Genomic DNA, 12,729 nt, shown 5'->3' on the forward strand with positions numbered 1-12,729 from the left:
GCAACCGACCTTTCAGCGAACCGATGCGAACCGCGAGCTACGTCATCTTCTGGGCCTTCGCCACCGCCGTGGTCGTCGCGCTCATCACGCTGCCGATCAGCCTGCAGGCGCATCTGATCGCGGGGACGATCGTCGTCGGGGCGATGATCCTGCTCAAGTTCCTGCGGCCCTACGGGGTCTGGCGGCTGATCGCGCTCGGCCTCGGGACGGCAATCGTGCTGCGTTATGTCTACTGGCGCACGACGAGCACGCTGCCGCCGGTCAACCAGCTCGAGGATTTCATACCCGGCCTGATCCTCTATCTGGCCGAGCTCTACAATATCGGCATGCTGTTCCTCAGCCTGTTCGTCGTCGCGATGCCGCTGCCACGGCGCAAGAGCGCACCTCCGCTCCCGGCGGAGGCGCCGACCGTCGATGTTTTCGTGCCCACATACAACGAGGAGCCCGAGCTCCTGGCGACGACGCTCTCGGCGGCGCTCGCCATGGACTATCCGGCCGGCCGTCTCGCCGTCTATCTGCTCGACGACGGCGGCACCGACGAGAAGTGCAACGCCGACAATTTCGTCGCCGCCAGCGCGGCGCGGGAACGACGAACGCAATTGCAGGCGCTCTGCGCGGGGCTCGGCTGCACCTATCTGACGCGCGAGCGCAACATCAGCGCCAAGGCCGGCAACCTCAATAATGGGCTGGCCAATTCCAGCGGCGACCTCATCGTCGTCTTCGACGCCGATCATGCACCGGCGCGCACTTTCCTCACCGAGACGATCGGCTATTTCGGCCAGGACCCGAAGCTCTTCCTGGTCCAGACGCCGCACTTCTTCATCAATCCCGACCCGCTGGAGCGCAACCTCAAGACCTTCAAAGCGATGCCGTCCGAGAACGAGATGTTCTACGGCATCATCCAGCGTGGCCTCGACAAGTGGAATGCCTCCTTCTTCTGCGGCTCGGCCGCGGTGCTGCGGCGCACCGCCCTGCAGACGACGAACGGCTTCTCCGGTCGCAGCATCACCGAGGATGCCGAGACCGCGATCACTCTGCACGCCACCGGCTGGAACAGCGTCTATGTCGACAAGCCGCTGATCGCCGGGCTCCAGCCTGCCACCTTCGCGAGCTTCATCGGCCAGCGCTCGCGCTGGGCTCAGGGGATGATGCAGATCCTGATCTACCATCGCCCGATGCTCAAAAGCGGCCTCTCGCTGCCGCAGCGCCTGTGCTACTCCTCCTCGGCCCTGTTCTGGCTGTTCCCCTTCGTGCGTCTGATCTTCCTGGTCGCGCCGCTGTTCTATCTGTTCTTCGGACTGGAGATCTTCACCGCCTCGGGCCCCGAGTTCATCGCCTATGTCTTCAGCTACATGGTGGTGAACCTGATGATGCAGAACTATCTCTACGGCCGCTATCGCTGGCCTTGGATCTCGGAACTCTACGAGTTCATCCAATCGGTCTATCTGCTGCCGGCGGTGATCTCGGTCCTCGTCAACCCCGGCAAGCCGACCTTCAAGGTCACCGCCAAGAGCGAAGAGCTAGGGACACGCCGCATCTCCGAGCTCGGCCTGCCCTTCTTCATCATCTTCGCGGTACTGACGCTCGGCGTTATCGCCACCTACTGGCGCACCATCACCCAGCCCTACAACGCCGATACGACACTGGTGGTCGGGCTGTGGAACATCCTCAACCTGCTGATGGCGGGCTGCGCGCTCGGCGTGGTCTCGGAGCGGCCGGAAGGGCGCGGCGCCCGGCGTTTCCCGGTGAAGCGCCGGGGGCAGATCAGCATCGACGGCCGCACCGCGCCGATCGTCACCGAGAACGTCTCCGTCGACGGCGTCGCCATCCGGGTTCTGTCGAAGGGCTTCGACACCTTGCCTGTAGGCAGCCGCGGCGAGGTCTCGTTCGAGACCACCATCGCGATGCCGCGCGATGCGCTGCCGGTACGCGTCGCAAGGACGGCATCCGACCAGAAGGGGCTGGTTCTCGGCTGCCGGTACGAACCCAGCGATCCCGTGCACAGCCGCATCATCGCCGATCTCGCCTTCTCGGACGCCGCGATCTGGAGCGACTTCCAGAAGGCGCGGCGCCAGAACATGGGTGTCGTCTATGGCACCCTGCGGTTCCTGCGCATAGCCGTGTTCCAGACCAGCCGCGGCCTGTCCTATTTCTTCGGCCTCTATCGCTTTGCGCGTTCCAACTCTGCGCGGAGGGCAGCGGAATGAGCGCGCGCTTCCTCCATATCCTCGCCGCAGCGGCGCTCCTTCCGATGAGCGGTCTGCGGGCGCAGGAAGCCCAGCCGCGCGAGCCGGCGCCGTTCATGATCGCGCCGCCGGCCCAGCAGCCGACGGTCCCTGGTCCGGCCGAGCGCAAGCCTGCCGAGCCCGCACCTGCAACGCCCGCCATTCCTGCCAGCTTCGCCTTCAAGCCGCTGCTGCCCGCCGCCCGCGTCACGCTCGAAGGCGAGAGTGATACGCGCAGCTGGGCCTTCTACCTGACCCAGGACGAGGCGGGTGCCGACCTCAATCTCGACATTGCCTTCCAGAATGCGCTGGTCGTGATGCCGGAGGCCTCGCGCCTCACCGTGCGCATCAATGGCGAACGCATCATGGAGTCGCCGATCGCCTCCTCCGACAGCCTGAGACGGAACTCCACCGCGATCCGCAAAGGGCTGCTCAGAGCCGGCCAGAACACGATCCGCTTCGAGGCCGTGCAGCGCCATCGCACCGACTGCACCGTCGCCTCCACCTATGAGTTGTGGACCCGTATCGACGGCGCCGGTACGCGTCTCAGCTTCAAGAACCCGGCTCAGCAATCGCGGCTGCGCAGCATCGACGATCTTCCCGCCGTCGGCGCCGACGAAAGCGGACAGACGACGATCCACATCGTTGCGCCCGGCGCGGCGAGCGCCGTTGCCGCCAACAGCATTCTTGCCGTCGCGCAAGGCGTCGCGCTGCGCGGCCGCTACAGCCAGACGACGGTTCGGATTTCAGAGCGGCTGCCGGACAGGATCCGTCCGGGCATGCTCACCGTCCTGCTCGGGACGGGCAAGGAGTTGCGCGACCTCATCGGCACATTGCCGACGGAGGCCGGCACCGGGAGCTTCATCGGCTTCGCCGCGCATCCGAAGTTTGGCCCCGCCGCCCTGCTCGTCACCGGAGAGTCCTGGCAGGACCTCGAGGCGATCATCGCCAAGCTCCTGACCGGGCCGGTTTCGCGGCCGACCAACATCAACCGCAAGACGATGGGCACGGCGAGCTGGCATGTCCCCGATGCGCCGTTCATCTCCGACAGCCAAGTGCTGCGCTTCTCTGAACTCGGCATTCCAACCCAGGAATCCTCGGGGCGGCGCATGCGCGTGCGCGCCGTCGTCGCGATGCCGGGTGACTTTTACGCCAACGCCTATGGCGAAGCGACGCTCTATCTCGACGGCGCCTTTTCCGAAATCCTACCCGGCGACAGCCATATCGAGATCTTCGTCAACGGCAATGTCGCGGCGACCTTGCCGCTCAACACGACGAGCGGCGGCCTCTTCCAGCAAACCCCGATCACGATACCGCTCCGGCATTTCCGTCCCGGGATCAACGAAATCTGGTTCGAGGCCGTTACGCTGGCCAAATCCGATCTCGCCTGCGGGCCGGGTGCGACGCTGCCGGGGAAGAACCGCTTTGCTCTCTTCGACACCACGGCATTGGCGATCCCGAACTTCGCCAAGATCGGCGTCAGTCCAAATCTTGCCGCCGTAGCGGGAACCGGCTTTCCGTATTCGATCACCTCACAGATCGCGCTGCTCGTCGGCCGCCTGGACATTCCCAATCTCAGCGCCGCGGCAACGCTGCTCGCACGGCTCGCGCAGCGCGCCGACCGGCCGCTCCCGGTCGATGTGATCGGCAGCGCCGCCGCCATCGGCAGTCGTCCCGCTTTGATCGTCGGCGCCGCCGGCCAGATGCCCGCGGGATTGCTGCCGCGCGTCGGCATCGCCGACACTGTCCGCAGCACCTGGCCGCAGCGTGCGGATGCGGTCGTCCTCGTGCCGGAGACCGAGGGCACGGCGGTGTTCGATGCGGTGATCAACCGCTTCCAGGGCCGGCAGACGACGCCGGAGGACTCAGGCGGCGTCGCACCTAGCACCGAGGCAATCCGCGACCGCTGGCGCGGCTCGTTCGGCGGCCCCGTCGCACGCTATTTCATCAGCTTCGACCAGTGGCTGCAGCGCACCTTCGATCTCTCCTTCGCCCAGCTGCGCACGCCCTCGCGCGCCCCGACGCTCTATCAACCCGCCGAAGGAGCCGAGCTGATCGCCGCCCAGGCGAGCGACCCCGACACAAGGCACGTCTGGACCGCCTTCGTCGTGCGCCAGGAAGAGGCGCTGGAGAAAAACATCGACAGGCTCGTCACGCCCGGCAACTGGGCCGGCATGGCCGGCAAGCTCACGGCTTTCCGCAGCGCGCAGGACAATCACGTCATCTCGGCGGACAGCACCGCCTTCGTCATGACCCGGCCGTTCAGCCTGGCCAATATGCGCCTCGTTTTCGCCAACTGGATGTCGAGCAATATCGGCATCTACGCGCTGACATTGCTGGCAGCCTGCATCGGCCTCGGCATAGGCACCTTCCTCATGCTCCGGCGTTTGGGGAGGCACTCGTGAGGCGCTTCCTCTTGACCCTGGCTATGACCGTTCTCGGCTTCGTCCCGGCCTCCTCAGCGACTCTGCCGGCCGGCGCTTGGGAGCTCTATCGCCAGAAATTCGTCACGCCGGAGGGCCGGGTCGTCGATGACGCCAATGGCGGCATCAGCCATAGCGAGAGCCAGGGCTATGGGCTGCTGCTGGCCTGTCTCGCCGGAGATCGCGGTAGCTTCGCCAGCATCCTGTCGTTCACCAGGACCGAGCTGCTCATCCGCGACGACGGCCTCGCCGCCTGGCGCTGGGACCCCCGGGCCACGCCTCGCGTCACCGACATCAACAATGCCAGTGACGGAGACATCCTGATCGCCGACGCCCTCGCCTGCGCCGGGGCACGCTGGTCGATGCCGGCCTACACCGCCGCGGCCCGCCAGATCGCTCGCTCGCTGGCCAAGACCGCTCTGGTGAAGCGCGGCAGCGAAACCTGGCTGATGCCCGCTGCGAAAGGCTTTTCCGAGAAGGAACGGCCGGATGGCCCGGTGATCAATCCGTCCTATTGGGTGTTCGAGGCTTTTCCGACCCTCTCGCGTCTCACCAATGACCAGAGCTGGATGCAGGTGCAGGCGACCGGGCTGAAGCTGCTCGACGACCTCGCCAGGCGCAAGGCTCTCGCCCCCGATTGGCTCTCGCTCAAGGGCGAGCCGAAACCGGCCGAGGGTTTCCCACCCCAGTTCGCCTATAACGCCCTGCGCATCCCGCTCTATCTCCTGCGGGCCGGCCTCGCCGACAGGCAGCGGCTCGAGCCGTTCCAGCGGGCCTGGGCCAACGGTACGGCGGTGATCGACGTGGCCACCGGCAAGGCGGTCGAGCCGCTGCCGGAGCCCGGCTATCGCATCCTGGCCGCCGCCATGGCTTGCGCGCTCGATCGCACACCTGTCCCGGCCGAGCTGAAGGCGTTTCAGCCGACGCTCTACTACCCGTCGACGCTGCACCTGCTCGCCCTCTCGATGCTGAGCGAGAGGTATCCGCAATGCATGTGAAATCCGCTCTGATCGCCGTGGCGGCCTCCAGTGCCGCTTTCTACACAATCGGCCGCTATGGGAGCGAGATCCGCTGGCCCGCGCCGAGCCCGGCCGTGCAGCAGGCCCTGGCTCAGCCCGAGAAATCACCGGAGCCGGCGCAGCCTGCCATGCCCGAGCCCGCACAGGCCGAAACCGAGTTCGCCCAGGCCCCGACTGCACCGGGCCGCCCTGCAGCGCCCGCGCCACAGAAAGTAGACGAGACGGCACTGCGCTATTTCGCCAGCCAGGGCGACACACGCCGCTTCGAGGCGGAGCTGGCGCGTCTGCGCGCGCTCTACCCCGAATGGAAGCCGCCGACCGATCTGAACACGCCCCTGCCAGCCGGCGACCCCGACCTGGAGCGGATGTGGAAGCTGTTCGCCGACGGCAAGTTCGGCGAAGTGCGTGCCGCGATCGCCCAGCGCAGCAGCGCCGATCCGACCTGGCAGGTTCCCGTCGATCTCGTCGCGCAGCTCGACCGGGTCGAAGCCGGCCAGCGCCTGATCAATGCCTCCAATGCCAAGCAGTGGGAGCAGGTGATCCGCATCGGCACCGAGACACCGGCACTGCTCACCTGCGCCAATGTCGACGCGCTCTGGCGGGTGGCCGAGGCCTTCGTCCAGACCAAGGCCCCCGAGCGGGCGCGCGACGCGTACGCCTATGTCCTGACCAATTGCACCAATCCGGCCGAGCGGCTCGGCACCATGCAAAAGGCGTTGGCCGACCTGCCTGAGGCATCGATCGGCCAGCTGCTGGGGCAGGAACGGCAGAACGAGTTCGCGAGCATCCGCGACGAGATCGCGCGGCGCCGTATCGGCAAGGCGGCCGAGGATCCCAGCTTGACCGCGACGCCGGAGGACCTCCGGCGCATCGAGGCGCTCGCCAACGCGGCGACGGCGCCGGACGATGCGATCCTGCTCGGCTTCTACACCTTCCATCATGGCGAACCGGCCAAGGCCGTGACCTGGTTCCAGACCGCGCTCGCGCGCAATGGCGGCGCCAAGGCGGCGGAAGGGGCAGTGCTCGCGCTTGGCGCGATCCAGAAATACGATGAAGCGGAAACGCTCGGCGCGCAGTGGCTTGGCGCAAGCCCGGCAAATCGCAAGGCCTATCTCGACGTCGCAACCGCGCTGATCACGCAGGAGCCGCCACCGCGACTCGAACGCGTCGTGATCGAGCGCATCGCCAAGACGGTCGGCGTCGACCGCTATGCCCCTGGAGGCGCCGGCCTCGGCTGGTACGCCTACAATTCCGGGCAGATCGCCCCCGCCGAGACCTGGTTCGAGACCGCCCTCACCTGGGATCGTGGTTACGAGCCGGCCGCCTACGGGCTCGCTTTGGTGCACCAGCGGCTGCGCGATCAGGCAGGCCTGCGCGCCATCATCGCAGAATGGCGCACGCGCTCGCCGCGCATCGCCGACCTGCTGAACCCGGCGCGCAGGCGGGTCGATACACGCGAAGCGCGCCCCCTGCCCGATGCCAGCCCGGCTGATCGGCCGGTGCCAACGCCGGCCCCTGCCGAGCTAGCACCGCGCCGTGCCGTTCGCGCCGAGCCCGTGCCACGAACGAGCTACGAAGACGACGTCCCGGCCATGGTGGCGACGCGCCGTCCGGCGCCCGAGCGCCCGCGAAGCGGCTCCTGCGGTTCAGGTGCAGGCGGAGCCGCAGCGCTCCAGCGCGGCTGGTGCCTGCTCAACCTCAGGCGTCCCGCGGCCGCCGCGGCCGCGTTCGATGCGGCGCTCCGCAGCGGCAATGCGCAGGTCGCGGCCGATGCCGCCGCCGGCAAGGCCTATGCGAAAATCCAGCAGGGGCTGACGGCAGAGGCAAGCGCCGCAGCCGCAGCCGCGAAGCTGCCGCCGGCCCGTCAGAGGGAGCTCCAATCCCTGCTGCTGTCCGAGCGCTTCTATGCCCAGTATGACGCCAAGGACTACAATGGCGCGCTGATCACGCTCGGCGAGCGCGCGCGCTTTGCTTCAGAGACCACCGATCTGATGCTGATGCGCGGCTGGTCCTACTTCAATCTCGGCCGCTATGACGATGCCAGCCAGATCTTCGAGGCGCTCTACAAGGCAAACAGGTCACCGCAGGCGCTGTCGGGGCTGACGGCTATCCGCGACGTGACGCAGCGCAACCGGTCCTGAGGCTGGAGCATCCCGCAATTCTTCGAATCGCGGAAATGTCCTAGATCCTTGTTTTATCGCATTTTCTTCACGCGAACCGGTGTCCGCTTCGCTCGAAAATGCTCTGGTTCTCACTCGTCGAGATCACCCGGCAGGCTCTCGGACGCATAGGCGTTCATCTCGGCTTCGAGCTCGCCCAGCATCGCCTGCAGGGCGGCCAGCCGCTCGACGCCGAAGCGGCGCGTGATCTCGGCATAGATCGCTTCCGACATCGGCGCGACCTGCTCCATCAATGCGATCCCCGTCGGCGAGATCGCGATCAGGGCCCGGCGCAGATCGCTCTCCTGGGCGCGCCGGACGATCAGGCCTCGCGCATCGAGATCGCGCAGGATGCGTGACAGGCTCGGTGCCAGCAGATGGGTCGAGCGCACGAGATCGTTGATCTCGGTCTCCGTGACCGAGGACAGCGCTCGCAGCACCCGCCATTGCTGCTCGGTCAGCTCGAAATTGCGCAGCGAGGCGCGGAAATGGCGCATGACCGCCTCGCGCGTACGCAGCAGCGACATCGGCAGCGAGCGCGAGAAATCGCGCAGGCGCACTTTCGTGGTCGCAACAGCCCTGTCGTCCGGCAGTTCAGCCAAAATGACACCCCACGGTCCCAAACGGCCCGAAATCGGCCTGGATGGTATCGCCCTTGCGCGCCTCGACCGGGCGCACGAACGAACCAGCCAGGACGATCTGGCCCGGTTCGAGCGCCAGCCCATGTGGCGCAAGATTGCGCACGAGCCAAGCGATACCATTGCCGGGGTGGTTGAGCACGCCGGCCGCCACGCCGGTTTCCTCGATCGCCGCGTTCTTGGTCAGGATCCCCGCAACCCAGCGCAGATCGGTCTCGTCCGGCCTGAACGGGCGGCCGCCGACGACGATGCCGGCATTGGCTGCGTTGTCGGCGATCGTATCGGCAATCTTTCGGGTCTCGCCGCTCTGGCGGTCGACACGTTCGATGCGGGTGTCGAGGATCTCCAGCGCCGGCACGACATAGTCCGTTGCTTTCAGGACGTCGAAAAGCGTGCAGTCCGGACCTTGCAACCGCGTCTTCATCACGAAGGCGAGCTCCATCTCGACGCGCGTCGCGATGAAGCGGCCGGTTGGGATCTCGCCGCCATCGCCGAACAGCATGTCGTCGAGCAGATAACCTGAATCCGGCGTGTCGATGTTTAGGGCAAGCTGCATCGCCTTCGAGGTCAGCCCGATCTTGTGGCCGATGACTCGCCGGCCAGCTGCGAGCTTCTGCGTGATCCAGCTGCGCTGGATGGCGTAGGCGTCGTCCAGCGTGATCCCCGGATATTGCTGGGTGAGCTGGCGGATCTGGATGCGGGTGCGCTCGGCCTGATCGAGCGCGGTGGCGGCGGCATGGACCTGGTCTGTCGTGAGCATGGGTTCAGGCCTCGTCGGCGACGGTGTTAATGAGAGTGCCGATACCCTCGGCGGCGACCTCGACGACATCGCCCGGAACGAGGAAGCGCGGTGGCTCGAAACGGGCTCCGGCACCCGTCGGCGTTCCCGTCACGATCAGATCGCCGGGCAGCAAGGTGGTGAAGGTCGAGATGTAGGCGATCAGATAGCGGAACGGGAAGATCATCCGGCTCGTCCGGTCGTCCTGGCGCAGCTCGCCATTGACCGCGGTGGTCAGGCGGATATCGGCGATCTGCGCCTCGCCCTCGTAAGGCACGAGCCAGGGGCCGAGCGCACCCGACGCATCGAAGTTCTTGCCCTGGGTCACGTTGAACTTGGCGTGCCGCACCCAGTCGCGGACGGTGCCTTCGTTGCAGAGCGTCAGCGCCGCGATGTGGTCGAGCGCGTCGGCCTCGACAATGTGGCGGCCAGCCTTGCCGATGACGATGGCGATCTCGCCTTCATAGTCCAGCTGCTGCGAGGCTTTCGGCCGGATCAGGGGCTGGCCATGGCCGGTGAAGGATTGGGCGAAGCGGGGAAACAGGCTCGGAAAGGCCGGAGCAGCCTGGCCATCCTTGTACTCGGCATTGCGATCCGGATAGTTCACGCCGACGCAGATGATCTTCCCGCCCTCGGCCATGACCGGCAGGAACGTGACGGACTCGAACGGGTGGTCGGGAGAGCGTCGCGCTCCCTCCTCGACCAGGTCGGCGAGTTTTCCCTGCTCGACGGCATCCTTGAGATTGCGAAGGCCGGCCACCCGCCCGGTCAGATCGACGATCCCACGATCCGACACCAGGCCGAACCCTCGCTTGCCCTCGACCGCGAACGCGGCAAGCCGGCCGCGCTGTACCACGCTCGCCATGATCAGCTCGCGACCAAGACATTGGCGGTGAAAGCCGCCTCGCGATCGGCCAGATCGTGAAAGCGCGAGCCCTCCTCGAACCAGGATTTCGGTGCCGGAGCGCCCCACAAGGTCTGCCGGCGCGGATCGCGCAGCGACCAGCGGATCGGCTCATGATCCGGATCCATCGTCTGGTAGTCGCAGGTATAGAGCTCCAGCCTGTGGCCGTCGGGATCGCGGACATAGAGGAAGAAGGCGTTGGAGATGCCGTGGCGGCCAGGCCCCCGCTCCATGTTCGCCAGATGGCCGGTCGTCGCCATCACGTCGCAGAGATGGATGATGTCAAGCGCGGTCGGCGTCCAGTAGCAGAAATGATGCAGGCGCGGCCCGCGGCCATTGGTGAAGGCGATGTCGTGGACATTGCCCTTGCGATGCATCCAGCCGGCGGCGATGCGGCCGTTCGGGCCGTCCTCCTCGGCATATTCGGTCAGGCGGAAGCCGAGGCCGGCGTAGAAATCGAGCGAGGCCTGGACGTCGGGCGCGAAGATGTTGACGTGATCGAAGCGCTGCGGCCTGACCCCGCGATAATGCTCGTATTTCTGCAGGAGGATTTCGCGGCGCACCATCGAGGCCACGAATTCGAGCGGCAGGCCTTCGGGATCGCTCACCTGCAGCGTGCGTCCCTGATAGGGCTGCTCGACGAAATCTGCCGGCAGGCCCAGCTCGCGGAAATGCTGCGCCGCCTTGTCGAGATCGTCCTGCGTGCCGACGCGGAAGCCGAGCCGGCGGCAGGAGGGTCCGTCGGCCCGTCGCAGCACCAGCGAATGATGCTGCCGCTCCTCGACGGCGCGCAGATAGACCGCGTCCTTGTCGGCGTCCTCGACATGAAGCCCGATCGTGTCCTCGTAGAAGGCGCGGCTGCGGCCGAGATCGGTCACGTCGAGGACGACATGGCTGGCGCGCACGATGTTGAACGGCGGCGTAAAGATATGCGTCGGGGCGGGCATGGCTGATCTCCTTGGGCGGACGGGTCGCTTGAGCGACATTCTTGTCTTGGATGGCCTGATCTCGGCGGATCAGGCGCCCAGCCGAGGCACCTGGTGAAGTCCCTTGGCGAGGCAGATATTCTTGGTCTCCATGTAGAAATCGAAGGAATAGTCGCCGCCGTCGCGGCCGATGCCGGAGGCCTTCATGCCGCCGAACGGTGTCGGCAGATGGCGGACGTTCTCGGAGTTCAGCCAGATCATCCCGGCGTCGAGCTGGTCGGCGACGCGCAGCGCCCGGCCCATCTCGGCGGTCCAGACATAGCCGGTCAGGCCGTAGTCGATGTCGTTCGCGATCGCGACGGCGGCCGCCTCGTCCGCGAACGGGATCACCGTGAGATAGGGGCCGAAGACCTCCTCCTGCGCGACCCGCATCCGAGGATGCGCGCCCGCCACCAGGGTCGGCTCGACATAGAAGCCGCCGCCCGGCCCGTCATGGGCCCTGCCGCCTGCCTTCACGATCGCGCCCTCGGCGCGCGCGATGTCGAAATAGGAGCAGACCTTGGCATAGTGGCGCTCATGGATCAGCGGGCCGATCTCGGTCCGCGGGTCGAGCGGATGGCCGATCTTCAGCCGCCGCACCCGCGCCGCGAGCGCCTCGATGAAGGCATCCGCGATGTCCTCCTGCACCAGCAGGCGGCTCGACGAGGTGCAGCGCTCGCCGTTGAGCGAGTAGATCATGAAGATCACCGCATCGAGCGCCCGCTCCAGATCGGCATCGGCGAAGACGATCACCGGATTCTTGCCGCCGAGCTCGAAATGCACGCGCTTCAGCGTCGCCGCGCCCTGCGCCATGATCGCCGAGCCCGTGGAGCTTTCGCCGACGAAGCCGATCGCCTTGATCGCGGGATGCTCGGTCAGCGCCTTGCCCGCCTCCTCGCCGAAGCCGTGCACTGTGTTGAGCACGCCCTCGGGCACGCCCGCCTCGGCGAGGAGGCGCGGCAGCAGATCGGCCGTGAGCGGCGACCATTCCGCCGGCTTGTGGACGACGGTGCAGCCGGCGGCCAGGGCCGGCGCGATCTTCCAGGTCGAGAGCATGAACGGCGTGTTCCAGGGCGTGATCACGCCGACCGGCCCGATCGGCACCCGCGTCGTGACGTTCCAGTGGTCTTTCGTCGGCAGGTTGAGGCCGTGGCGGGCCTCGACGGCCTTGTCGGCGAAGAAGCGGAAATTCTCGGCCGCGCGCAGCGCCGCCTTGGCCATGAATTTGTAGGGCTGACCGGCATCGACGCATTCGAGCACCGCGATGTCGTCCTGATGCGCCTCGATCGCGTCGGCGACCTTGTGCAGCACGGCACGGCGCTTCTCGGACTCGAGATCGCGCCAGGATCGGAAAGCCTTGGCCGCGGCCTGGGCCGCCTGATCGATCTCGCCGGCGCCGCCGCGCGCCACCTCCGCCAGAACCGACTTGTCGATCGGCGAGATCGTCTGGAAACGCGCGCCTGAGGCCGACTCGACCCGGCGGCCGGCAATGTGATGGCCGACCCCGTCGCGCTGAAGTTTTGCGGTCAGGGTCGCCGCTCGTTGCCGATGCTGGTCGAACAGGGCAGCCGGATCAGCGGATGACGTCGCCATGGCACATATCCTTCAAGGGAACCGC

9 protein-coding genes are annotated in these 12,729 nt (G+C 66.8%); 4 read left to right on the plus strand and 5 right to left on the minus strand.

Annotated elements, in window-relative coordinates; genetic code table 11:
- The first annotated feature begins 23 nt into the window (after nt 1–23).
- The 4 genes from bcsA to ACFPOB_RS22305 are packed head-to-tail and all read left to right on the plus strand — an operon-like array spanning nt 24 to nt 7,808.
- Complete coding sequence (bcsA, locus tag ACFPOB_RS22290; RefSeq protein WP_377800577.1) at nt 24–2,207, plus strand: UDP-forming cellulose synthase catalytic subunit; 2,184 nt, start codon at nt 24–26, stop codon at nt 2,205–2,207.
- The gene (locus ACFPOB_RS22295) at nt 2,204–4,630 is read left to right on the plus strand and encodes a cellulose biosynthesis cyclic di-GMP-binding regulatory protein BcsB (RefSeq protein ID WP_377800578.1); all 2,427 of its coding nucleotides are present in this window, start codon (nt 2,204–2,206) and stop codon (nt 4,628–4,630) included. Before bcsA ends, ACFPOB_RS22295 begins: the two co-directional genes overlap by 4 nt.
- The gene (locus ACFPOB_RS22300) at nt 4,627–5,646 is read left to right on the plus strand and encodes a glycosyl hydrolase family 8 (RefSeq protein ID WP_377800579.1); all 1,020 of its coding nucleotides are present in this window, start codon (nt 4,627–4,629) and stop codon (nt 5,644–5,646) included. Before ACFPOB_RS22295 ends, ACFPOB_RS22300 begins: the two co-directional genes overlap by 4 nt.
- Complete coding sequence (locus ACFPOB_RS22305) at nt 5,637–7,808, plus strand: hypothetical protein (RefSeq protein ID WP_377800580.1); 2,172 nt, start codon at nt 5,637–5,639, stop codon at nt 7,806–7,808. The genes ACFPOB_RS22300 and ACFPOB_RS22305 overlap by 10 nt, the downstream gene beginning before the upstream one ends.
- 110 nt (nt 7,809–7,918) lie before the next feature.
- Here the strand turns inward: ACFPOB_RS22305 and hpaR are convergent, their stop codons facing one another.
- The 5 genes from hpaR to hpaE all read right to left on the minus strand — a co-directional run bounded on the left by hpaR (nt 7,919) and on the right by hpaE (nt 12,704).
- A complete protein-coding gene (gene hpaR, locus ACFPOB_RS22310; protein ID WP_377800581.1) occupies nt 7,919–8,428 on the minus strand; it encodes a homoprotocatechuate degradation operon regulator HpaR in 510 nt (169 codons plus the stop codon).
- Nucleotides 8,421–9,224, minus strand: coding sequence for a 2-oxo-hept-4-ene-1,7-dioate hydratase (hpaH, locus tag ACFPOB_RS22315; RefSeq protein WP_377800582.1), 804 nt, complete (start codon nt 9,222–9,224; stop codon nt 8,421–8,423). The genes hpaR and hpaH overlap by 8 nt, the downstream gene beginning before the upstream one ends.
- 4 nt (nt 9,225–9,228) lie before the next feature.
- Nucleotides 9,229–10,107: a fumarylacetoacetate hydrolase family protein gene (locus ACFPOB_RS22320; protein WP_377800583.1), complete on the minus strand. Its 879-nt coding sequence runs from the start codon at nt 10,105–10,107 to the stop codon at nt 9,229–9,231.
- A gap of 2 nt (nt 10,108–10,109) precedes the next feature.
- Nucleotides 10,110–11,093 (minus strand): 3,4-dihydroxyphenylacetate 2,3-dioxygenase, encoded by a 984-nt coding sequence (gene hpaD / locus ACFPOB_RS22325; protein WP_377800584.1) that lies wholly within the window; start codon nt 11,091–11,093, stop codon nt 10,110–10,112.
- Between the two features lie 69 nt (nt 11,094–11,162).
- Nucleotides 11,163–12,704, minus strand: a complete 1,542-nt coding sequence (gene hpaE, locus ACFPOB_RS22330; RefSeq protein ID WP_377800585.1) for a 5-carboxymethyl-2-hydroxymuconate semialdehyde dehydrogenase — start codon at nt 12,702–12,704, stop codon at nt 11,163–11,165.
- Nucleotides 12,705–12,729 lie beyond the last annotated feature (25 nt).

The organism is Allobosea eneae, from assembly GCF_042657265.1.
Taxonomy (GTDB): domain Bacteria; phylum Pseudomonadota; class Alphaproteobacteria; order Rhizobiales; family Beijerinckiaceae; genus Allobosea; species Allobosea eneae.